The 22,109-nt window shown below is 68.6% G+C and carries 25 protein-coding genes; 17 read left to right on the top strand and 8 right to left on the bottom strand.

Annotation, left to right across the window (positions count from 1 at the left end; translation table 11 throughout):
* Positions 1-75: 75 nt before the first annotated feature.
* The gene (locus KF889_16345; protein MBX3501011.1) at positions 76-1,671 is read right to left on the bottom strand and encodes a peptide ABC transporter substrate-binding protein; all 1,596 of its coding nucleotides are present in this window, start codon (positions 1,669-1,671) and stop codon (positions 76-78) included.
* 205 nt (positions 1,672-1,876) lie between these two features.
* On the opposite strand from KF889_16345, the gene KF889_16340 reads away from it, so the two are divergent.
* The 6 genes from KF889_16340 to KF889_16315 all read left to right on the top strand — a co-directional run bounded on the left by KF889_16340 (position 1,877) and on the right by KF889_16315 (position 6,088).
* Positions 1,877-2,473, top strand: coding sequence for a helix-turn-helix transcriptional regulator (locus KF889_16340; protein MBX3501010.1), 597 nt, complete (start codon positions 1,877-1,879; stop codon positions 2,471-2,473).
* The gene (locus KF889_16335) at positions 2,470-2,988 is read left to right on the top strand and encodes a GNAT family N-acetyltransferase (protein ID MBX3501009.1); all 519 of its coding nucleotides are present in this window, start codon (positions 2,470-2,472) and stop codon (positions 2,986-2,988) included. Before KF889_16340 ends, KF889_16335 begins: the two co-directional genes overlap by 4 nt.
* Positions 2,989-2,990: 2 nt before the next feature.
* A complete protein-coding gene (locus tag KF889_16330) occupies positions 2,991-3,827 on the top strand; it encodes a hypothetical protein (protein MBX3501008.1) in 837 nt (278 codons plus the stop codon).
* Between the two features lie 31 nt (positions 3,828-3,858).
* Positions 3,859-4,461, top strand: coding sequence for an aminodeoxychorismate/anthranilate synthase component II (locus tag KF889_16325; protein ID MBX3501007.1), 603 nt, complete (start codon positions 3,859-3,861; stop codon positions 4,459-4,461).
* Between the two features lie 84 nt (positions 4,462-4,545).
* Positions 4,546-5,736 (top strand): PLP-dependent transferase, encoded by a 1,191-nt coding sequence (locus KF889_16320; GenBank protein ID MBX3501006.1) that lies wholly within the window; start codon positions 4,546-4,548, stop codon positions 5,734-5,736.
* A gap of 64 nt (positions 5,737-5,800) precedes the next feature.
* Positions 5,801-6,088: a hypothetical protein gene (locus KF889_16315; GenBank protein ID MBX3501005.1), complete on the top strand. Its 288-nt coding sequence runs from the start codon at positions 5,801-5,803 to the stop codon at positions 6,086-6,088.
* On the opposite strand, the gene KF889_16310 is transcribed toward KF889_16315, so the two are convergent.
* Entirely contained in the window at positions 6,085-7,203 is a 1,119-nt protein-coding gene (locus tag KF889_16310; GenBank protein MBX3501004.1) for a TauD/TfdA family dioxygenase, read from the bottom strand. The two genes, KF889_16315 and KF889_16310, sit on opposite strands and share 4 nt — an antisense overlap.
* Before the next feature lie 46 nt (positions 7,204-7,249).
* On the opposite strand from KF889_16310, the gene KF889_16305 reads away from it, so the two are divergent.
* Positions 7,250-8,134, top strand: a complete 885-nt coding sequence (locus KF889_16305; protein ID MBX3501003.1) for a LysR family transcriptional regulator — start codon at positions 7,250-7,252, stop codon at positions 8,132-8,134.
* A 17-nt stretch (positions 8,135-8,151) separates the two neighbouring features.
* Entirely contained in the window at positions 8,152-8,376 is a 225-nt protein-coding gene (locus tag KF889_16300) for a hypothetical protein (GenBank protein ID MBX3501002.1), read from the top strand.
* A 3-nt stretch (positions 8,377-8,379) separates the two neighbouring features.
* Here the strand turns inward: KF889_16300 and KF889_16295 are convergent, their stop codons facing one another.
* Both KF889_16295 and KF889_16290 read right to left on the bottom strand, forming a co-directional pair.
* Positions 8,380-11,961 (bottom strand): ABC transporter ATP-binding protein, encoded by a 3,582-nt coding sequence (locus KF889_16295; GenBank protein MBX3501001.1) that lies wholly within the window; start codon positions 11,959-11,961, stop codon positions 8,380-8,382.
* A 3-nt stretch (positions 11,962-11,964) separates the two neighbouring features.
* Positions 11,965-12,165 (bottom strand): DUF1127 domain-containing protein, encoded by a 201-nt coding sequence (locus KF889_16290; protein ID MBX3501000.1) that lies wholly within the window; start codon positions 12,163-12,165, stop codon positions 11,965-11,967.
* Positions 12,166-12,260: 95 nt separating this feature from the next.
* On the opposite strand from KF889_16290, the gene KF889_16285 reads away from it, so the two are divergent.
* From KF889_16285 to KF889_16275, 3 genes are all read left to right on the top strand, one after another.
* A complete protein-coding gene (locus tag KF889_16285; GenBank protein ID MBX3500999.1) occupies positions 12,261-13,172 on the top strand; it encodes a LysR family transcriptional regulator in 912 nt (303 codons plus the stop codon).
* 84 nt (positions 13,173-13,256) lie between these two features.
* Positions 13,257-13,757 carry a DUF992 domain-containing protein gene (locus KF889_16280; GenBank protein MBX3500998.1) on the top strand — a complete coding sequence of 167 codons (501 nt, stop codon included), beginning with the start codon at positions 13,257-13,259 and terminating at the stop codon, positions 13,755-13,757.
* Between the two features lie 144 nt (positions 13,758-13,901).
* Positions 13,902-14,711: an SDR family oxidoreductase gene (locus tag KF889_16275; GenBank protein MBX3500997.1), complete on the top strand. Its 810-nt coding sequence runs from the start codon at positions 13,902-13,904 to the stop codon at positions 14,709-14,711.
* 1 nt (position 14,712) lies between these two features.
* On the opposite strand, the gene KF889_16270 is transcribed toward KF889_16275, so the two are convergent.
* A complete protein-coding gene (locus tag KF889_16270) occupies positions 14,713-15,489 on the bottom strand; it encodes a glutathione S-transferase family protein (protein ID MBX3500996.1) in 777 nt (258 codons plus the stop codon).
* Between the two features lie 104 nt (positions 15,490-15,593).
* On the opposite strand from KF889_16270, the gene KF889_16265 reads away from it, so the two are divergent.
* The 4 genes from KF889_16265 to KF889_16250 all read left to right on the top strand — a co-directional run bounded on the left by KF889_16265 (position 15,594) and on the right by KF889_16250 (position 18,536).
* On the top strand, positions 15,594-15,986 hold the full coding sequence (locus KF889_16265) for a nuclear transport factor 2 family protein (protein ID MBX3500995.1): 393 nt from the start codon (positions 15,594-15,596) through the stop codon (positions 15,984-15,986).
* Between the two features lie 105 nt (positions 15,987-16,091).
* Positions 16,092-16,412 (top strand): quaternary ammonium compound efflux SMR transporter SugE, encoded by a 321-nt coding sequence (gene sugE, locus KF889_16260; GenBank protein MBX3500994.1) that lies wholly within the window; start codon positions 16,092-16,094, stop codon positions 16,410-16,412.
* A gap of 91 nt (positions 16,413-16,503) precedes the next feature.
* Complete coding sequence (locus KF889_16255; GenBank protein ID MBX3500993.1) at positions 16,504-17,739, top strand: LLM class flavin-dependent oxidoreductase; 1,236 nt, start codon at positions 16,504-16,506, stop codon at positions 17,737-17,739.
* Between the two features lie 8 nt (positions 17,740-17,747).
* Entirely contained in the window at positions 17,748-18,536 is a 789-nt protein-coding gene (locus KF889_16250) for an alpha/beta hydrolase (GenBank protein ID MBX3500992.1), read from the top strand.
* Positions 18,537-18,634: 98 nt separating this feature from the next.
* Here the strand turns inward: KF889_16250 and KF889_16245 are convergent, their stop codons facing one another.
* The 3 genes from KF889_16245 to KF889_16235 are packed head-to-tail and all read right to left on the bottom strand — an operon-like array spanning position 18,635 to position 20,010.
* The gene (locus KF889_16245) at positions 18,635-19,102 is read right to left on the bottom strand and encodes a GNAT family N-acetyltransferase (protein MBX3500991.1); all 468 of its coding nucleotides are present in this window, start codon (positions 19,100-19,102) and stop codon (positions 18,635-18,637) included.
* Positions 19,099-19,314, bottom strand: coding sequence for a hypothetical protein (locus tag KF889_16240; GenBank protein MBX3500990.1), 216 nt, complete (start codon positions 19,312-19,314; stop codon positions 19,099-19,101). Before KF889_16240 ends, KF889_16245 begins: the two co-directional genes overlap by 4 nt.
* A 24-nt stretch (positions 19,315-19,338) precedes the next feature.
* A complete protein-coding gene (locus KF889_16235; GenBank protein ID MBX3500989.1) occupies positions 19,339-20,010 on the bottom strand; it encodes a TetR/AcrR family transcriptional regulator in 672 nt (223 codons plus the stop codon).
* 99 nt (positions 20,011-20,109) lie between these two features.
* On the opposite strand from KF889_16235, the gene KF889_16230 reads away from it, so the two are divergent.
* Both KF889_16230 and KF889_16225 read left to right on the top strand, forming a co-directional pair.
* The gene (locus KF889_16230) at positions 20,110-20,715 is read left to right on the top strand and encodes a ferric reductase-like transmembrane domain-containing protein (GenBank protein MBX3500988.1); all 606 of its coding nucleotides are present in this window, start codon (positions 20,110-20,112) and stop codon (positions 20,713-20,715) included.
* A gap of 250 nt (positions 20,716-20,965) precedes the next feature.
* Positions 20,966-22,090 (top strand): TRAP transporter substrate-binding protein, encoded by a 1,125-nt coding sequence (locus KF889_16225; protein ID MBX3500987.1) that lies wholly within the window; start codon positions 20,966-20,968, stop codon positions 22,088-22,090.
* The last annotated feature ends 19 nt before the right edge of the window (positions 22,091-22,109 follow it).

Genomic DNA, 22,109 nt, shown 5'->3' with positions numbered 1-22,109 from the left:
CTGCGGTCCCCGTGCTCGACAATTTCGACGCTTGTCAGGAAGGCCGCCCGACGGGCAGCCTTCCCGCTTGAGGCCCTATTTGTCGAGCCAGAGATCCTCGAAGCGCCAGCCGTTGTAGATGCTGTTGGTCTGGATCACGACACCCTTGACATGGGGCTGCCAGCAGCCGGCGGCGACGTTGTGGGAGATGATCGGCCGGGCGACGTCCTCCTGCAGCCTGCGGTCGATCTCCCGCACCATCTTCAGGCGCTTGTTCAGGTCGGTCTCGCGCGACTGGGCCTCGAACAGCTTCGTCACCTCCGGATCGCAGTAATTGTTGTAGTTGCGCAGCGAGCCGCAGGCGTAGTTTTCGAAGAAGTGCTGATCGGGGTCGTCGACGCCGCTGCCGGTGAGGTTCAGCGCCACCGTGTACTCCTTCTTGAACATGCGACTGTAGTACACCGCGGTGTCGATGATCTCGAGCTCGCCGTCGATGAAGATGTGCCGCAGCTGGTCGATCAGGATCACCGCCGGATCGCGGAAGGGAGCGATGTTGCGGGTGCTGACCTTGATCTTCAGCCGCTTTTCCGGACTGTAGCCGGCCTCCTTCATCAACGCGCGCGCCTGCTCGCGGTTCTTCTCGACGTCGCCGTAGCCGAAGACGGTCGTGAGCTCCTCCGGCGGCAGGCCCCAGACGCCCGACGGTGGCGGCAGCATCGTGCCGCCCATCGCCGCCTGGCCCTCGCTCAGAATGTCGATGAACGACTTGCGATCGAGGGTCAGCGCCATGGCCTTGCGGATGCGCAGGTCGTCGAACGGCGGCGAGTCCCGGTTGACGATCAGGTTGGTGCTGACCGCAGTGTGCCGCATCGTGCACTGCGCGTGCGGCGCGTCCTTCTTGATATCCTTGAGCAGCGGCACCGTGACGTCGGTCGGGAACGTCATGTCGAAATTGCCGCTGATGAACGATAGCATGCGCGTCGAGCGATCCTGGATGATCGTGTACTCGATGCCGTCGAGATACGGCCTGCCCGGCTTCCAGTAGTCCGGATTGCGGGTCAGCTTGATGCCCTCGTTCATCCTGAGCTCGACGAGCTTGAACGGGCCGGTGCCAACGGCCTTGCGCCGCATGTCGGCCAGTGGGACATGGCAGGGATACATCGGTGTGTAGCCCGAGGCGAGCAACGCCAGCAGCGAGGGCTGCGGATTCTTGACGTGGATCGTCGCCTCGAAGTCGCCGTTGGCCGTCGCCTTCTCGATATTGCCGAACCAGGCACCACGCGGATTGCGGCGCAGCTTGTCCGTGGCCTTGCCGGTGAGCAGATCCACCGTGCAGACCACGTCCTTGGACGTGAACGGCTTGCCGTCGTGCCACTTGACCCCTTGGCGCAACTTGAAGGTGAGCGCCTTGCCATCGGCGCTCCACGACCAACTCGTCGCCAGATCCGGCACGATGGTCTCGAAGCTGTTGCGCGGCTTCTGCTGGTCGTACATGACCAGGTTGTTGTAGATCGCCATGAACGGCATGTTGGTGGAGATCGTCGCTTCCTCGTGCATCGAGGCGCTTGGCGGCGTGTCCATGTGCTGGATCTTCAGCACGCCGCCGCGCTTTTGCGCCCAGGCGCCATCCGCGGTCGCGACCGTGACGGCCGCCGCGGCAAGCAAGGCGATACACCCGTTGCTGAACTTCATTGTCGTTCCTCCCTTGCGACCGCACGCGCTGCTACGCCACGCCGGCCTGCCGTGTTTCCTAACGCTCCTCCTCTACTCCAACTGACGCGCGCACCTGCCGGGCGGACGCGTGCGGCGAGGATGCGCTGGCACCTGCGTCGACCGCAAGCACGCCAAGCCGCCGGGAAACAGTCAGGGTACTTGACGTGTATTCCAGGATAGTGGAATGTCATCCATCATTATGGATGACGCCAGCCTCGACCAGCGGATCGCCACCCGACTGCGCGACCTCCGCGCGATGCGCGGGCTGACCCTCGACGCGTTGGCCGAGCGCAGCGGCGTGAGCCGCTCGATGATCTCGGTGATCGAGCGCGGCGAGAGCAGCCCGACGGCGGCGCTGCTGGAAAAGCTGGCGGCCGGCCTGGGCGTGTCGCTCGCCAGCCTGTTCGATCCGCCGGCCCCGAGTGGCGATCCCGTCGCGCGCCGTGCCGAGCAGCCGCAATGGCGCGATCCCGCATCGGGCTATGTCAGGCGCAACGTCTCTCCCGCGGGCGTCGCTTCGCCGATCCAGATCGTCGAGGTCGAGTTCCCCGCCGGTGCCCATGTCGCCTTCGACAGCGGCGCGCGCGACACCCGCGTGCACCAGCAGGTCTGGGTGCTCGACGGCGCCGTCGAGGTCAGCGTCGGCGACGAGCGGCATCAATTGCGCGCGGGCGACTGCTTCGCATTCGTTCTCGACCGCCCCACCGCCTTCCGCAACCGCTCCCGCAGGAAGGCCCGCTACGCGGTCGTCATCGTCGGCCAACCGGCGGCCGCCCGATGAGCCGCTGCGCCGTCCGCCAGGTCAGCCGCCTCGACAAGGAGCAGCTCGAGGGCCTGGTCGACGTGCTGATCGACTGCGTCGCCGGTGGTGCCTCGGTGAGCTTCATGCATCCGCTGTCGCGCACCAGGGCGCTTGCCTTCTGGCGCGGCGTCGCCGCGGACGTCGAGAGCGGCGCACGCGCCCTGCTGATCGCCGAGGACGACATCGGCATCGTCGGCACGGTCCAGCTGGTGCTCGGCCAGCCCGAGAACCAGCCGCACCGCGCCGACCTCTCCAAGATGCTGGTGCATCGCCGCGCCCGGCGGCTCGGTATCGGTGCTGCGCTGATGCGCGCCGCCGAGGATGCCGCGCGTAACGCCGGCAAGACTCTACTGGTGCTCGATACCGCCAGCGACGACGCCGGCCGCCTCTACGCGCGCACCGGCTGGACGCTGGCCGGCGTAATTCCCGACTACGCCCTGCTCCCGCATGGCGGCCTCTGTGCCACCCATGTCTACTACCGCAAGCTCGCCTGACGATGGACGGGATCCATGTCGTGGCGGCGCTGGCCAGCGCCGCGCTGCACGCCGGGTGGAACGCCGCCGTCAAGGCGAGCCCGCGTCCGGCCGAGGCCATGGCGGCGCAGATGCTGATGAGCGCCGCGCTGTCCCTGCCCTTCCTGCTGTGGACAGGACTGCCGGCGCCGGCGGCATGGCAGTGGGTCGCCGCATCGACGCTGTCGAACACCGTCGCCGTGATGGCGCTGCTGAAAGCCTACGAGCAGGCCGGCTTCGGCCTCGTCTACCCGCTCGTGCGCGCCATCTCGGTGGTGCTGGTGGTGCCGATGGCGGCGCTGCTCGCCGGCGACCGGCTCGGGCTGACCACGCTTCTCGGCATCGCGCTGATCGTCGCCGCCCTGGGCCTGCTGGCCGGCGGCGCCGGCCGCGACCGCTCTTTTCCGTCGCGCGCGCTCCTGTGGGTGTCGATCGCCGGCGTGGCCTCCGCGATCTACGTGATGTGCGATGCGCAGGGCGCACGGGCGGCGGGATCGCCCTGGGCCTACGGCTTCGTGGTCTCGATCACCAACGCCGCGGCGATGTGGTGGCGCAACCGGCACCTTGGCGGTCCGCTCCGGCTCGCGCGCGGCAACTGGAGCGTCGCCGCGCCGGCCGCCGTGGCCTCCGTCGCCTCCTACCTGCTGATCCTCTGGATCTGGAGTGAAGCGCCGATCGCCCCGTCATCGGCGCTGCGCGACACCAGCTCGGTCTTCGCCATCCTGATCGCCATCGTCTGGCTGCGCGAGCCGTTCACCGTCACGCGCATCCTCGCCGTCCTGCTGGCGGCGGGTGCCGTGCCGTTGCTGCGGCTGGCGTGACGGGCTAGGTTGCGCCGCGAAAGGACATTCCATGCTGCTGGTCATCGATAACTACGACAGCTTCACCTACAACCTCGTGCACTACATCGGCGATGTCGGCGGCGTGTGCGACGTGCACCGCAACGATCAGATCACCGTGGCCGAAGCACTGGCGCGCAAGCCTGCGGGCATCGTGCTGTCGCCGGGCCCCTGCACCCCCAACGAGGCCGGCATCTGCCTCGAGCTGATCAGGGCGGCCGCCGTCGAGCAGGTGCCGCTGCTCGGCGTCTGCCTCGGCCATCAGGCGGTCGGCCAGGCCTTCGGCGGCAAGGTGGTGCGCGCCGGCGTGCCGATGCACGGCAAGCTGTCGTCGATCCGCAACACCGGCAAGGGCGTGTTCGAGGACGTGCCGTCGCCCTTCGAAGCCACGCGCTACCACTCGCTGATCGTCGAGCGGGCCAGCCTGCCGGCCGAGCTCGAGATCGTCGCCCAGCTCGACGACGGCATGATCATGGGCATGCGCCACAGGAGCCTGCCGATCCACGGCGTGCAGTTCCATCCCGAGAGCATCGCCTCGCAGCACGGCCACAGGATCCTCGAGAACTTCCTGCGCATCGCCGGCGACCACCCCAGCCAGCGGAAGCGCGTGGCGTAGGCCGCCCGCATCGCAACGCCCCTGTCATGTCGAGCGAAGCGAGACATCCAGGCAACTCTCCCTAGATCCCTCGCTGCGCTCGGAATGACAGACAAGAAGCCCCCTCTTTCTCCCGAAACGCTCGCCGCCCAGGCGCTGGGCTGGGTCGACGAGGCGACGCGCGCGGTGGTGCCGCCGATCCACCTCGCGACTACCTACCTGCGCGATCCCGACAACCAGTACCGCTCGGGCCGCGTCTACAGCCGCGCCGATTCGCCCAACTACAACCAGCCCGAGGAGCTGCTGGCGAAGCTCGAAGGCGGCGCGGGGGCGCTGGTGTTCTCATCGGGCATGAGTGCGGCGACCGCCTGCTTCCTGGCGCTGGCGCCGGGCGACCATGTGATCGCGCCCAGGGTGATGTACTGGTCGCTGCGCAACTGGCTGCTGAACTTCGCCACCCATTGGGGCCTGGCGGTCGAGTTCGTCGACGCCGATTCGGTCGAGGCCGTGCGCCGGGCGGTGAGGCCCGGCAAGACCCGCATGATCTGGCTCGAGACGCCGGCCAACCCGCTGTGGTGCATCTCCGATATCGCCGCCTGCGCCAGGATTGCCCACGACGCCGGCGCCTTGCTCGCCGTCGATTCGACCTGCGCGACGCCGGTATTCACCCGGCCGATCGAGCACGGCGCCGACCTGGTGATGCACGCCGCTACCAAGTACCTCGCCGGCCACAGCGACGTGATGGCCGGCGCCCTGGTCGGCGCGCGCGACGACGAGCATTTCCAGCGCATCCGCCTGATCCGCGCCCAGCTCGGCACGATCCTGGGCGCGCTGGAAGCCTACCTGCTGCTGCGCGGCATGCGCACCCTGTTCCCGCGCGTGCGGACCGCCGCCGACAACGCCCAGTGGCTGGCGCGCAGGCTCGCGGCGCATCCGCTGGTCGAGGCGGTTCTGTTCCCCGGCCTGCCGGGCTTCGCCGGGCACGACATCGCGGCGCGGCAGATGGCGGGCGGCTTCGGCGCCATGATGTCGATCCGCGTCAAGAGCGATGCGACGCTGAATCTCAGCGGCGAGGCGGCCGCCATCGCCGTCGCGGCGAAGGTCGGGCTGTGGAAGCGCGCCACCTCGCTGGGCGGCGTCGAGAGCCTGATCGAGCATCGCGCCAGCGTCGAGGGAGCCGGCACGCCGGCGCCGGCCGACCTGCTGCGGCTGAGCGTCGGGATCGAGGCGAAGGAAGACCTCTACGCCGACCTCGACCAGGCGCTGGCGAGCGCGCACCGCCGCAACACCGCGTAACCATCCGACGCACGCCGTCGTCTGGCCATGCGCTAGGCTGTGTCATCGGCCGGAGGTCACGGCGATGACGAAAGCGCGAGGGGTGCTCGGCCTGATGGGGCTGGCCGGCTGCCTGACAGCGTGTTTCCCCGATCACGACGGCGCCGGCTACACGCCGTCCTACAGCACGCCGTCGAACTACTCCTCGACGAGCACCACCAGCAGCGGCAGCGAGCGCCGCTACCGCGAGAGGACGATCGTTACCGATCGCGGCGTCACCATCATCCAGCGCGACCGCGACGGCACGCGAACGATCGTGCGCTCCGACGGCTACGTCCGCGTCGTGCCGCCGTCGCCGCGGCGCCGGCACTAGGCGAAGGCGCGGGTCTCGGGTTCGAAGGGGATCATCGGCGCCCTGCCCTTGCTAACGACGGCGCCGCCGCGTCGCGTGCCCAGCGCGATGCTGGTCCACTTGTTGAGGAAGATCGGCGGCAGCTCGCGGCCGTCGGGCAGCGACAGCCACATGCGGATCAGGTGGCGCTTGTGCGCCTTGTCGGGCCAGTCCTCGAACGCCGTGCGGGAGTGAAAGATGAGATGGTTCTGCAGGAACTGGATGTCGCCCGGCTCGAAGGGAATGCGCAGGCAGAACCGGTCCTCGGCGCAGATCGCGTAGAACAGCTCGACCGCGGCGCGGGTCCGTGCCGTCAGCCGCGGCGCGTCGGCGAAGCGCTGGCTCGATTCGATGTACTGCGGCAGCGGGCCATAGCCGTTGAACTGCCCCTTGTGCATGGTGAAGACCGGCATCTCGAACCACGGCGTCCGGCCCGGCGGCACCTCGCCGCGGCGATCAAGCACGACCGGCTCGTAGAGCGCGGCGCAGAGATTGGCGTCGCGCCTCAGCATCTCGTCGTGCACGGCGATGGCGCTGACGATGGCGCTGGTGCCGCCGCGCATCGCCGTGCGCACGCAGAGCAGGCCGACGACGTCGCAGGAATCGGAGTGGAAGGCGAGCTCGGCGTTGCTCTGGGTCAGGCGGCGGTCGACATTGTCGGGCCGGTCACCGACATCGATGACATGGCCTATCATGTGCCCGTTGCGGTTCTGCGGGATGGGATCGCCGATATGGCGCGACAGGCCCCAGTAGACGCGCAGCTGCGTCTCGCGGTCGTAACCTTCGACCGGCAGGCCGCGCACGTAGCCGAAGGCCGCACCGTCCTTGATACGAGCCCGCAACGCCCGCAGGCGCGCCGCCAGCCCCGGCAGCGCGAAGTCGTCTCGCGTGATGGCCTGGATATCGAGCGAGCGGGTCCGGCGGACCGTCTCGTCGATCTCCGCCCGGTCGGCATCGGTGAGCTTGAGCATCCAGTCGTCGCGGCCCTGCCAGTCGCTGGCGAGCCAAGATGAGGGGCCGCCGATCGGCGTCGGTTTGGTCGCGGGCACGGATATCCTCCGGATTTGACGCGCCCAGCATGCTGCCGCCGCTCTCATAAAAGAAGCTGTTGAAGGTAATACCAATCATAAGCAATCCTTTGGCATGCGCGATCTCCGCCTCGACCAGCTGCACACCTTCACCCGGGTCATCGAGCTTGGCGGTTTCTCGGCCGCGGCCGAGCGTCTGGGCATCAGCCAGCCGGCGGTAAGCCTGCAGGTACGCCAGCTCGAGAAGCGGCTGGGCGTGCGCCTGGTCGAGCGCGTCGGCAAGCGGGCGATGGCGACCGACAGCGGCAGGCGCCTGCTGGCGCATGCCGGACGGATCGAGGAAGCGGTCGGCGCCGCGCTCGACGATCTCGCGGCGTATGGCGACGGCGCCTTCGGCCGAGTGCGCATCGGCACCGGCGCCACGGCGAGCATCTACCTCCTGCCGCCGATCCTGCGCGATCTGCGTCGCAGGTTCCCGGCGCTCGAGATCACGGTGACCTCGCAGAACACCATCGACGTGCTGAAGGCGCTGGAGGGCAACGCGGTAGATATCGGTCTGGTGACGCTGCCGGCGCCCGGTCGCGCCTTTGCCGTCACGCCCCTGCTCGACGACGACTTCGTGGCCATCGCGCCGGCCGAGGGCGAGCCACTGCCGAGAACGGTGACGGCGGCCCAGCTCGCCCGGCGGCCGCTGATCCTGTACGAGACCGCCGGCAACACGCGCCGCCTGACCGACGCCTGGTTCACCAGGGCCGGCGTGCATCCCACGCCGGTCATGGACCTCGGCAATGTCGAGGCGATCAAGCAGCTGGTCGCCGCCGGGCTGGGCGTCGCCGTCCTCCCCGGCAGCGCGATCCGCCGCAGGGGCGAGCGCCTGCCGATCACGACGCACACATTGTCGCCGCGGTTGAGCCGCAAGCTGGCTTTGGTGATGCGCCGCGACAAGGTCCTGGGCCGCGGCCTGCGCGAGGTGATCAAGGCGCTGAAGCGGCTCGGCTGAGATGGTATGGTGCACGCATGAGACTGGTGGCGTTCGCCTTCTGCCTGATGCTCGCGCCGATCGACTCCTTCGCGGCCGATCCCGCGCCGCGTCAGCGCGTCCAGGTCTACCGCCAGCCCAGCGGCGCGACAGTGATCATCCGGCGCGAGCACGACATCGTGCTGCGCAACTCCGACGGCACGCGCATCGTCATTCCAGCGACCCGCTCGACACCCGCCCTGCCGCCGCGCTGGCGGCGATAGCCGCTACTGCGCCGCCACCGCCATCGGCCCGGCCATCTGCCGCGACACGAGCTGGGCATAGAGCCCACCCCGGGCGATCAGGCTGGCGTGATCGCCGGTCTCGACCACCCTGCCCTCGTCCATGGCCACGATCAGGTCGGCGTCGCGTACCGTCGACAGGCGGTGGGCGATGACGATGGTCGTGCGGTCGGCCTTCAGCCGGTCGAGCGCGCCGCGTACCGCCTGCTCGTTGACCGCGTCGAGGTGCGACGTCGCCTCGTCGAGGATCAGCACCGGCGCGTCCTTCAGGAACGCGCGGGCGATGGCGACGCGCTGACGCTGGCCGCCCGACAGGCTGGTGCCACGCTCGCCGACCGGCGCCTCCAGGCCTTCCGGCAGCGCCGCGACCAGATCCTTCAGCGAGGCGTGCTCGACCGCGGCCAGCAGGTCGGCCTCGCTGGCATCGGGCCGCGCGATCAGGATGTTGGCGCGCAGCGTGTCGTTGAACAGGTAGGTATCCTGGGCCACCAGGGCGATGTTGCGGCGCAGATCGTCGAGCTTCCAGTCGCGCAGGTCCGCGCCGTTGAAGGTGATGCGGCCCTGGTCGGGATCCCAGAAGCGCATCAGCAATTGCGCCGTGGTCGTCTTGCCGGCGCCCGACATGCCGACCAGCGCCACGGTCTTGCCGGCCGGCACCGCGAAGCTCACGTCATGCAGCGCCGCCCGATCATGACCGGGATAGGTGAAACGCACGTTCTCCAGGGTTAGCGCCGCCGCGCCGGAGGTCGCCGGCACGCCCTTGCCGTCGGTCACCGGCACCGGCTCGTTGTCGAGCGCATAGACGCGGCGCGTCGAGCCCATGGTGTCGGCGAGCTGGCGGCCGACATGGGCGATCTCCGACACCGGCAGGAAGGCCGCCATCGCCAGCAGCGCGAGCAGCGGCAGGACCGAGGAATCGATCGCGCCGCGTGACGCCAGCCAGGCGCCGGCGGCGACGACGGCGAGTCCGCCGAAACCGGTGAAGATCTCGGTCAGGCTGTGTTGCAGGGTGAGTTCGCGGAAGAACGGCAGGCGCAGGCCGGCGTGCCGCGCGGTCAGCGCGTCGAGCTTCTCGCCGCGCGCCTTCTCCTGCTGGAAGGCGACGATCTCGCCCAGGCCCTGCACCGAATCGACGGCGAAGGCGCCAAGCTCGCCCGCCGCCTCGCGCGCCCGCGAGCCCAGCCGGTCGACGCGCTTGCGCATCAGGAACGGGCTCAGGCCGACGGCTATCAGGAACGGCAGCAGCGCGAGCACGATCCAGCCGCTGGCCTGCCCGAGCACGATCAGCACCACGGCGGGCACCAGGATGGCGACGAAGGCCGGAGCCACCGTATGGGCGAAGAAGTACTCGACCAGTTCGATGTCGTGCGTCGCCAGGGACATCAGGTCGCCGGTCCTGCGCCGCGTCAGATAGGCCGGCGCCAGCGCGTCGAGCTTGCGGAACGTGGCAATGCGCATCTCGGCCAGCAGACGGAAGGCCATGTCGTGCGCCAGCCAGGATTCCAGCCAGTGCAGCAGGCCCGAGAGCGGCGCCACGACGGCCAGCGCCCACAGATAGGGTGCGTAGGGCTGGCCGTTCTTCAGCGCCTGCACTGCCAGCGCGCCCAGCACGCCGACGCCGATGAAGGCAAGTACGCGCAGCACGCCGAAGGCAAAGGTCAGGCCGAGCTTGCCCTTCCACGGCAGGATCATCTTCATCAGCTCGACGGTCAGCCGGAACCAGCCCAGCCCCTCGGCGCGCAGGATGCCCTCGGTCTGCGCCGCCTTGAACGTCACCGCGCGCTCGGTGGCAACGTCGTCGCGCTCCGACTCGGGCGCGACCGGCGCCTGCTCCTGCGCCTGCCGCTCGCGCGCCTGCTCGGCCATCAGGGTGGCGTAGACACCGCCCCGGCGCATCAGCGCGTCGTGCGCGCCGCTCTCGACCACCCTGCCGCCGTCGAGCACGAGGATGCGGTCGCAGCCGATGACGCTCGAGAGGCGATGTGCGAGCACCAGGGTCGTGCGTCCGCGCATCAGGCCATCGAGCGCCTCCTGGATCACCGCCTCATTCTCGGCATCGACCGCCGACAGCGCCTCGTCGAGCACCAGGATCGGCGTGTCGCGCAAGAGCGCGCGCGCGATGGCGACGCGCTGACGCTGGCCGCCGGAGAGCTTGATGCCCTTCTCGCCGACCACGGTGGCGTAGCCGTTGGGCAGGCCCGTCACGAAGTCGTGGATATTGGCGGCGCGCGCCGCAGCCTCGACCTGCTCGTGCGTCGCGTCGGGCCGGCCCATGCGGATGTTGTCCTCGACGGTGCCGTGGAACAGGAAAGTGTCCTGGTTCACGACCGAAATCATCGAACGGATCTGCTCGAACGACAGGTTCCGCAGGTCATGGCCGCCGATGGTGATGCGCCCGGTGTCCGGATCGTGGAAGCGCAACAGCAGGCGCACGACCGAGGACTTGCCGCCGCCCGAGGGGCCGACGATGCCGATGCGCTCACCCGCCTCGGCCTTGAAGCTCAGCCCGTCGTGCACCGTGCGCGGGCTGCCCGGGTAGCGGAAGACCACGTCCTCGAAGGCGATGGACGGCGTCAGCGGCCCACCCAGCGTCGCCGCCGGCGCGTCGCTTACCGACGGCTGGTCGTCGAGGATGGCGTAGATGCCCTGGGCGGCCGACATCCCGACCATGCCCTGGTGCAGCACCGAGCGCAGCTCGCGCATCGGCCGATAGACCTCGATGCCCAGCATCAGGATCACCAGCAATCCGGCGATCGACAGCGCGCCGCTCTCGACCCGCCAGGCGCCCAGCGCCAACGCCGCGGCCGCGCCGCAGGCGATCGAGGTATCGGTGATGCCGCGCGCCGCTGAGTTGGTCGCCAGCACCCACATGGTGCGGCGGAACAGCTCGCGCGCGCGTTCGGCCAGGCGATCGGCGCGCACGCCGCTCTGGCCGAAGGCCTTGAGCGTCGCCAGACCCTGGATCGAGTCGAGGAAGTCAGCGGCGAAGGCGGCGTAGGCACGCTGTCGCTCGAGCGAGGCCTGCGCGTCCTTCTTGTGCCACAGCGCCGGCGCGAACAGCGCCAGGAGCGCGAAGGCGAGTGTCGCCAGCGCCACCGGCAGGTCGATGAAGGCCACGGCGAGAAAGATCAGCGGCGGCGTCAGCAGCGCGATCAGGAATTGCGGCAGGAACTGGCCGAAATAGACCTCGAGTTGCTCGACGCCGTCGACCAGCGACAGCGTCAGCGCGCCAGAGCGCCGCCGCGCCACGGCCGCCGGGCCGAGCGCGGCGATGCGGTCGAAGATCGCGCGCCGGAGCTTGCGCTGCACGACCGCGGCGGTCTCGTGCGCCACCATGGTGCGCGCGTGCTCGAGCGCGCCGCGCAGGATCATCACCGCGGCCACCGCCGCGATCGGCCATATCAGCGCGTCGAGGTCCCTGCCGAGGAAGATCTCGGCGATCAGCCAGCCCAGCAGCGCCAGGCGCGCCACGCCGGCGACGACCGCCGCCAAGCCGATGGCCACCGCCCAGGCGATGCGGCCGCGCACCCCCGCCGTGAAACTGAACAGACGCCGTTCAACATGCATGGCTTAGCTCCAGAACCCCTTCCCGCCCTCGGCCGTGGCGGCCGCGCGGTCCAGCCCGACATCGGCCAGCAGGCGCGCGTCGAGCTCGAGAAGCGCTTCGCGCGTGCGGGCCAATTCCAGGCGACGACGAACCGCGCCGTACAGGGTTCGCGGCAGCTCTAATTGCCAACGACCGGGCAGCGATGCGTCGGTCACGAAGGCCATGGATCAACTCCCTGTGCAACTTCGCAAGCAAGGCTAGGCCGTACGCCTGCGTTCGTCATTCGACAAGAATGACCAGTTCCTGTACATTCTTGTACATGAGTGCCGACTGGGACGATCTGCGGGTTTTCCTCACCCTGGCGCGCGAGGGCAGCCTGACCATGGCCGCCAGGCGTCTGGGCGTCAGCCATCCCACCGTGGCGCGGCGCGTGCACGCGCTGGAGGAGCGCATCGGTGCGCGGCTGTTCGATCGCCTGCCGGACCGCTTCGTGCCGACCTCGGCCGGCGAAGAGCTGCTCGACGACGCCGAGATGATGGAGCGCGCCGCCGAATCGATCGGCCGGCGCAGCGCCGGGCTCACCGATACCGCGCGCGGCGTCGTGCGCATCTCGGCCGGCGAGGCGATGACCACCCTGCTCGCCCGTCACGTCGGCGACCTCCGCGCCGCCCTGCGCGAGATCGAGTTCGAGCTGGTGACCAGCCACATGCTGGCCAACCTGTCGCGCCGCGAGGCCGATCTGATGATCCGCGAGCAGGTGCCCGATCTCGCCGACATCGTCGCGCGCAAGCTGGGCCGCGTCGCCTACGCGATCTATGCCGCGCCGCAGCTTGCGCCCGCCGGCCGGCCGTCGCGCGACAGGCTGCGCGCCCTGCCCTGGATCGGCTTCGACGAGGACCACAGCTACATGCCCGGCCAGAAATGGGTCACCGAGCTGCTCGACGGCGACAAGCCGGCGACGCGGACCAACAACTGGCTGGTCCTGCACGAGGCCGTGCGCTTCGGTGCCGGGCTGGCCGTGCTGCCCTGCTATCTCGGCGACACCGATGGCAGCTTGCGGCGCGTCGGCGGCATTCTCGAGGACGTCGCCGTCGAGCAGTGGCTGCTGGTGCATCGCGATCTGCGCACATTGCCGCGCGTGCGCGCCGTGATGGATGCCGTGATCGATCTGTTTCAGCGTCACAAAGCGGTGCTGGAAGGCCGCGATCGCGGCGCACGCGTGGCCGCCTAAATCCTGCCTCGCAGCAACGCCGCCATTTCGCGGGCGTTCTTCGCGGACGGCCATCAGGGGTCGTTCCTCGAAGGAGGCAGGATCATGCTTGCGCGAATCACCGCCGCGGCGCTGCTCGCCGGCACCCTTGCCGGTGCAAGCGTCGCCCAGGCCCAGAACGTCGCCACTCAGCCGCCGCCGCGTGGCGGCGTCAATGTCGGCTCGCTGAACTGCCGCGTGGCTGGCGGCGTCAGCTTCGTCTTCGGCTCATCGAAAGACCTGAACTGCATCTTCTATCGCGATGACGGTCGCGCCGAGGTCTACCAGGGCAAGATCAAGCGCTTCGGCGTCGATATCGGCTTCACCAAGGAGGCCCACATCATCTGGCTGGTCGCGGCACCGGGCTACGTCGAGCCGGGCGCGCTGGTCGGCAACTACGCCGGCGTCAGCGCCGCGGTCGCGGCCGGCCTGGGCGTCGGCGCCAACGTGCTGGTCGGCGGCGGTCCGCGGCAGATCACGCTGCAGCCGATCAGCGTCGAGGGCTCGGTCGGCCTGAACGTGGCCGTGGGCGTCGCCGAGATCTCGCTGCATCCGCCGGTTCGGTAAGCGATAGCACACCGGAAGAAGCCTCCCGGCCCTCGGGACGGGAGGCTTTTTCTGCGTGTAGGCTCGGCACAACACAGGGAGGACGGACGCGTGGCGGGCAAGCTTCAGGACAAGGTCGCGATCATCACCGGCGGCGGCAGCGGCATGGGCCGCGACACGGTGCTGCGCTTCCTCGACGAGGGCGCGAAGGTGCTGGTCGCCGACCTCAACGAGGACAACGGCAGGCAGACGCTGGCCCTGGCGCGGGCGCGCGGCCAGGGCGAGCGCATCGGCTTCATCCGCACCGACGTGGCCGAGGAGCGCGATGTGGCGGCGATGGTGGCCGAGGCGCAGCGGCTTTTCGGCACACTCGACATCGCCTACCTCAATGCCGGAGTGGGCGGGGCCTTCGGCCCGATCGCCGAGACCACGGTCGAGGGCTGGGACTACACCTTCGCGGTGCTCACCCGCAGCGTCTTCCTCGGCATGAAGCACGCCTCGATCGCCATGAAATCGCATGGCCGCGGCGGTGCCATCCTTAGCACCGCCTCGATCGCCGGCATTGTCGGCGGCGGCGGCAGCCACGCCTACTCCGCCGCCAAGGCCGCGGTGATCAGCCTGACCGAGAACGTCGCCGCCGAGCTGGCGCCGCATCGCATCCGCGTCAACGCCATCGCCCCCGGGGTGATCTCGACGCCTTTGGTGCATCGCGGCCGGCCGGAGAAGTTCGAGCAGCAATTCGCCCGCCAGCCCTGGCCGGAGCGCGGCGAGGGCACGCACATCGCCGCCGCCGCGGCGTTCCTGTGCTCCGACGACTCGCGTTTCATCACCGGCGAGGTGCTGAAGGTCGATGGCGGATTGCTGGCCCAGGGCATCGCGCTGTGGGGCGCCGGCAAGGACAATCCCTTCCTGCGCACCGCCGGCGTCAACCATGGGTCCACCGGCAAGGCGATGGAGGTGAGGCGGCTGGACTAGGCTACGGCCAGCTGAAGCGGATATTGTTCCTGGCCAGGCCGTCGAGCACGACCTGGATGCCGCCCGACTTGATCATCCATTCCAGGCGGTGATCGCGGTACTCGCGGCGCATCTGGCCTGAGGCGACGCGCTCGGCGGCGTTGGCCATGCCGGCCTTGGCGCCCTCGAACTCGGCGAAGGTCTGCGCCACAGACGGCCGTTCCTTGATGCGCTTGAGCCAGCGATCGAGCGTGGAGTCCGGGGTGGGCCCGATGCCGTAGTGGAAAGAGCGGTTGAGATAGGGCGCGACCGACAGGTCGGCCCAGCCGAAGCTCGCGCCGTTGAACCAGCTGCGGTCGCCGAGCTGCCGCTCCAGCCAGGCATGGATCTGCGCCGTCTGCGTTCTGGCGGCGGCGATCAAGGAGTCCTTCAGCGCGCCCTCGGCGCGCTTGAACCAGTTGATCTCGCCCAGGCCCCAGTTGATCGCCTCGTAATGCGTGTCGCAGATGTCCTCGATCATGCGCGCCCGGGCGCGCTCGGCGGGATCGCGCGGCAGGAGCGGCGGTGTCGGGAACCTGTCCTCGATGTACTCAAGGATGATCGTCGAATCGAAGATGCGTACGTCGCCATCGACCAGCGCCGGCACCTCGGCGCGCAGGCTGGCCTCGACGAAGCCGCCGGCGGCGGCGCCCGAGCCGATGCCGACCGGCAGTTCGGGCGTGAAGGCAATGCCCTTCTCGCGCAGCGCGATCTTCACCTTCTGGACGTACGACGACAGCGGATGTTCGTAGAGCAGCATCGGTCTTGTTCCCGCGTGACAGGTTGCACATTGTCCGCCGCGCCCCACTTCGAACGCAAGCCACGATGGCGATCGGCGGCGAGCAGCACACGGAGGGGATACCGATGCACGACCAGGACAATCTGCGCGCGCTGACCGAGTCGGTCGGACGCTACTTCGACCTCATGCACGATTGCGACGTCTCGCGCTTCGATCGCGTCTTCCGCGACACTGCCAACCTGCACGGCTATCGCGACGGCGCGATGACGGTGTGGCCGGCCGGTGTCTATCGCGACATCCTCGCCAAGCGCACCTCGCCCAAGGCGCTGGGCGCGCCGCGTGAGGAGGAGATCCTGCTGGTCGATTTCGCGTCGGACACCCAGGCCTTCATCAAGCTGCGGGTGCGAATCAACAACCTCGTCTTCGTCGATTACCTCACCTATCACCGCTTCGACGACGAGTGGCTGATCACCGCCAAGGCCTATCACGTCGAGCGCACGCTGCCCGCGACCTCTTGAAATCGGTGACTTGATCACCATCTAGCGTCGATCGGTGCGGGGACGACCCCGTGTCATCGCTGCATCGGCAGGGACGACCCTGCCATGGCTCCCAGAGGAGGATCCATGGCGTGGGTCGTTCTTTTTTTCGCCGGCCTGCTCGAGATCGGCTGGGCCATGGGCCTGAAGCTCACCGAGGGCTTCACGCGGCCACTGCCCTCTCTCCTCACCGCGTCGTGCATGATCGCCAGCCTTGGCCTGCTCGGCCTGGCGCTGCGCAGCCTGCCGTTGGGCACGGCCTATGCGGTGTGGACAGGCGTCGGCACCGTCGGCACGGCCATTGCCGGCATTCTGTGGCTTGGAGAAAGCGCCGGCGCCGGCCGTCTGATCTCGATCGCGCTGATCGTCGGCGGCATCGTCGGACTGAAGCTTCTGGCGACCGACTAGCGGTATTCCGCCCCGCGTGACGTGGGCGTCATCTTTCCTTGTTCGGCGCCCATGTCGGCCGGTAACGTCGTCGAGACCGCCGGAGGACACGATGAAGTTCACCTGGTTCCACCTGATGCCGTGGCCCTACCTGCCCGATGACTTCCGCGAGAAGCATCGCTCGGTGTGGGTCGATATCCCGACGACGCTGTACGACGCCAAGCGCGGCCATCACGTCTATCACGACTATTTCGACCAGCTCGAATTCGCCGAGGAGATGGGCTTCGACGCGCTGGGCGTGAACGAGCACCACGCCAACGCCTACGGCCTGATGCCCTCGCCCAATTTGATGGCGGCGGCGCTGGCGCGGCGCACCAGCAAAGCGGCGATCATGGTGCTGGGCGATTCGATCGCGCTCTACAATCCGCCGATCCGCGTCGCCGAGGAGTTCGCCATGCTCGACGTGATCACCGGCGGCCGGCTGGCGGCCGGCTTCCCGGTCGGCACGTCGATGGACACCAACTATGCCTACGGCACCATCCCGGCGCTGACGCGAGAGAAGTACAGCGAGGCGCACGAGTTGATCATGCGGGCGTGGCGCGAGGACGAGCCGTTCGCCTTCAACGGCCGCTACACCAAGCTGCGCTATGTGAATTGCTGGCCCAAGCCGATCCAGCGGCCGCGCCCGCCGATCTTCATTCCCGGTGGCGGCTCGGTCGAGACCTACGATTTCTGCCTCGAGTTCGACTACACCTATTGCTACCTCAGCTATTCCGGCTACCTGCGCGCCAAGCAGCTGATGGAAGGCTACTGGGAGCGCGTCGCCAAGGCCGGCAAGGACGAGAGCCCCTATCGCGGCGGCTTCGCCCAGGTGATCTGCGTCGCCGACACCGATGCCGAGGCGGAGAAGCTCTACAGCAAGCACGTGCACTATTTCTACAACCGCTGCCTGCACGTTTATCCGGGCTTCGCCGACGCGCCGGGCTACCGCACGGTCAAGACCTTGCAGGCCAACATGATCACGCAGCTCACCCAGGCGCAGCTGCGCAACTACCCGACGCTGACGTGGAAGGACCTCGTCGACCAGGGTTACGTCATCGCCGGCTCGCCCAAGACGGTCCACGACCGCATGGTCGACCTCGCCAAGACGCTGCGCGTCGGCAACATCTTCGGCCTGTTCCAGGTCGGCGACATGCCCGGCGACAAGGTGCGCCACTCGACCAGGCTGTTCGCCGAGCAGGTCATGCCCAGGCTCAAGGCCGAGCTGTTCCAGGAGTGGAAGAACGAGGACCGCTTCTGGATCAAGCCCATGCAGCAGAGCGAGCGTCGCCAGGTGGCGGCGGAGTAAGCGACACCATGACCATCAATTCCCGTCTGATCGACGTCGCCGGCGGCCGCAACAAGGTCCGCGTCTACGAGGGCGGCGACGGGCCACCGCTGTTCTACCTGCATGGCGCCGGCGGGCTGATGCGCGAGGATCGCGTCGTCGCCGCGCTGGCGAAGCACTACCGTGTCTATGCGCCGCTGCTGCCGGGCTACGAGGACTCCGCCGGCGAGGAGCGCCTGCGCGACATGCTCGACGTCACCCTGCACGGCTACGACGTCATGCAGGCGCTGGGCCTCTCCAAGCCGCTGGTCGTCGGCCACTCGATGGGCGGCATGATCGCGGCCGAGATGGCGGCGATCGCGCCCCACGACATCGAGCGTCTTGCACTCATCGCGCCGGCCGGCATCTGGCTGCCGGAGCATCCCATCGTCGACATCTTCGCGCTGCTGCCGCAGGAGTTTCCGCACTACCTGTTCCACGACGTCGAGGCCGGCGTGAAGCTGATGACGCCCGGCGGCGACATGAACGACGTGAAGTTCCTCGCCGAGTTCATGATCATGAACGCTCGTCGCCTGGGCATGGCCGGCAAGATGCTGTTCCCGATCCCCGAGCGCGGGCTGTCGGAGCGGCTCTACCGCATCAAGGCGCGCACCCTGGTGGTGTGGGGCGAGAACGACAGGTTGATCCCGCCGGTCTATGCCCAGGCCTTCGTCAAGAACATCGCCGGCGCCAGGCTGACGACCATCCCGCAGGCCGGCCACCTCGTCGGCCACGAGAAGCCCGATGCGCTGGTCGAGACGCTCAGGAACTTGAATTGACTCCGCTGTCGTCCTGAGCGCAGCGAAGGACCTCGCTGTGGTGCGATCGGTCACAATGCAGGTGTGTGAGCGCGGTACAGCGAGGTCCTTCGCTGCGCTCAGGATGACAGTGAGAGCTTCATGCCCTCGTGCGAGGCCTTGAAGCCGAGCGATTCGTAGAAGCGGCGCGCATCGGGCCGCGCCTTGTCCGTCGTAAGCTGGACCAGCGCGCAGCCGCGCTCGCGGCATTGCGCGATCGCCCATTCGAACATCGCACGGCCCAAGCCGCCGCCGCGCAGGCTCGAGGATATGCGCACGCTCTCGATCTGGCCGCGCCAGGCGCCCAGCCGCGACAGCCCCGGGATGAAGCTCAACTGCAGGCAGCCGACGACGGCGCCGGCGCTCTCGACCACGACCATCATCTGGTTGGCGTCGCGCTCGATGGCGGCGAAGGCCTCGACATAGCGCCTGTTCGGCGGCAGGGATGCATCCTCGCGCGCATTGCCCAGCACGTCGTCCGCGAGCAGCGCGACGATCGCCGGCAGGTCGTCCGCGGTGGCCCGACGGAAGGTGAAATCCCGAGTCAGCGGCGCCTTCCGATGCAGGTGCTGCCGGTCTGCGCCGGCTCGACGCACTGTGGCAGGCTGAATGTCAGCGTGCCCTGGCCGTCAGCGTCGACGTACTTCCAGCGGATGTCCTGGGTGACGTAGTCGACATAGCCCGGTGGCATCGTCCGCTGCGCCCAAGCGGCGGACGACAGCGTCGCCGGCAGCAGCCCGGCCACGTTCTCCGTCTTCATGGCACCCTCCGTCGCCGCCTCATCCTAGGAGGCGCGCCGCTTGCGGGCAACGCGCGGCGGCGCCGCCAGGCCGGCGACGAACAGGCCCAGCGCCGCATCCATCACGCGCTCGACCTCCTCGGCCACCAGTCCCCAGCTCGCGTAGTGGTCATCGACCTTCATGCGCGCCAGGCCATAGACCAGCGCGCGGCCAGTGACGACGATCAGCCGCGCATCGGCATCCGTGCGCACCTCGCCCTTCAGCCGCGCCTCCTCCACCAGACCGGCCATCAGGCGCTGCACCGCCTCGTTGTCGGCGCGCAGCGCGGCCGAACCCTCGAAGTCGATCAGGCGGCGCGAGGAGATCACCTCGAAGAAGGTCGGGTGGCGCACCGCCCAGCGCAGATAGGCCGAGCCGACGGCGCGCAGGCGCTCCAGCGGCCCCTTGCCGCCGGCCGCGTCGAGGGCGCGCAGGATCTCCTGGCGGAAGCGCGCCATCGCCTCTTCGGCGACCGCTGTCAGCAGCGTCGTGCGGTCGGGGAAGTGCCGGAACGGCGCGCCCGACGACACGCCGACGCGGCGCGCCACCTCGCGCACGGTCACCATCTCGGGTCCGCCTTCGGCGGCAAGCCGCAGCGCCTCCTCGACCAGCGCGCGGCGCAGGTCGCCGTGGTGATAGGCGCGGCGCGGCTTGGTCGGCTTGCGGGCACGGGTCATCACCGCAGCATGACACACCACATCGATCACGCAAATGTAAGCGCCGCTTATATCCACCTTGCGCTATGTAATCATCGCTCACTTGCGGGAGGCAGGACAATGTCGGGATTGTTGCGCGGCTGGCCGCTGGCCGGATTCCTCGGTGTCACCCTGGTCGGCGGAGCGCTGGCGATCGTCGCGGCGCATGGCGGCGATGTCGATGGCGTGCGCCTGGTGGTACGAATCACGGCGCGGACCTCGCTGCTGCTCTTCGCGCTCGCCTTCACCGCATCCGCGATGGTCACGCTGTGGCCCGGCACGCTGACGCGCTGGCAGCGCGCCAACCGCCGTCAACTCGGCGTGAGCTTCGCCATCTCCCATCTCGTGCACGGGCTGGCGCTTCTCGGGCTTGCCTGGCTGGACCATCAACTGTTCCGATCGCTCACCAATCCCGTGAGCCTGGTCACCGGCGCCATTGCCTACGCCTTCATCCTGGCGATGGCGGCGACGTCGATCGACGGCGCCGCGGCGAGACTCGGCCCGCGCGCCTGGCGGACACTGCACATCGCGGGCGCCTGGTATATCTGGATCAGCTTCGCCGTGGCCTACGGCAAGCGATTGCCGATCACGCCGTTCTACTGGCCGTTTTTCGCCGTCGTCATCGCCATGCTCGCGGTGCGCCTGGCGGCCCGCTACACCGCCCGGCGGCGCCTCGCGGCACGCTGAACGAGCCAACGAGATCTCCGCCGATCTGCTGGCCGCCCGGCGGTCCGCCGGGCGGCGTTTCTTCGGTAGTCCGAGTATTCGCGACCCTTCTCCGGGTCATTTACCAGGTCCGGCGCGCGCCTGTCGGCCGCCGGTTCCGCTTGCCACCCCTGAGCCGGCCCCTCATTGTTTCGGCAAAACAAGGCCGATCAAGTCGGCCGTAGTGGCAGTCGCCTACAGGTGCCAAGTCCCACTAGCGAGGGAGGATCCCATGACGATCCACAGGAGCAAGCCGAAGAATTCGCGCCGCAAGTTCCTCACCGGCGCGGCGGTCGCGGGCGTGGCGACGCTCGCCATGCCGCAGGTCTCGCGCGCCCAGACCACGACGCTGAAGATGCAGGGTTCGTGGGGCGCCAAGGACGTGTTCAACGAGATGGCCGAGGACTACGTCAAGCGCGTCAACGCGATGGCCGGCGGCCGGCTCAAGATCGACTACCTGGTCGGCGGCTCGGTCGTTCACCCCTTCCAGGTTCTCGACGGCGTTCATGGCGGGCAGATCGACGCCGCCCACACCGTGACCGTGTACTGGTACGGCAAGCACAAGGCGGCCTCGTTGTTCGGCACCGGCCCGGTGTTCGGCTTCAATGCCAACGAAGGCCTCGGCTGGATCCACAATGGCGGCGGTCGCGAGCTCTTCCACGAGCTGCAGAGCCAGATCATGAAGGTGAACATCGTCAGCTTCTTCGCCATGCCGATGCCGACCCAGCCGCTGGGCTGGTTCAAGAAGCCGGTCAAGAGCATGGCCGACATGAAAGGCCTCAAGTACCGCACCGTCGGCCTCGCCGCCGATCTGATGCAGGTGATGGGCCTGGCCGTCGCGCAGCTGCCGGGCGGCGAGATCGTGCCGGCGATGGAGCGCGGCGTGATCGACGCGTTCGAGTTCAACAATCCGACTTCGGACCGCCGCTTCGGCGCCCAGGACGTGGCGAAGAACTACATGATGGGCAGCCATCACCAGGCGACCGAGTACTTCGAGATCATGTTCAACAAGGGCAAGTTCGACGCCCTGCCCAAGGAGCATCAGGCGATCCTGCAGTACGGCGCCGAGGCGGTGTCTTCCGCCAACGAGTGGAAGGCGATGGACTACTATTCCACCGACCTCCAGGAGCTGATCAGCAAGGACAAGGTCAACGTGCTGCGGACGCCCAAGGACGTCTTCGACGCGCAGATCAAGGCCTGGGACGGCCTGATCGCCCAGCTCAGCCGGGATCCCTTCATGAAGAAGGTGATGGACTCGCAGAAGGCGTGGGTGAAGCGCGTCGTCTACTATGGCCTGTTCAACTCGACCGACTACCGCGGCGCCTACGAGCACCATTTCGGCAAGCTCGAGCTGTAGACGGATCGGCCGCGCCCGG

This window comes from Alphaproteobacteria bacterium (assembly GCA_019635875.1).
GTDB lineage: Bacteria > Pseudomonadota > Alphaproteobacteria > Reyranellales > Reyranellaceae > JAFAZJ01.
Note: the sequence above shows the minus strand (reverse complement) of the source record. Positions and strands in the feature narration are given on the sequence as shown.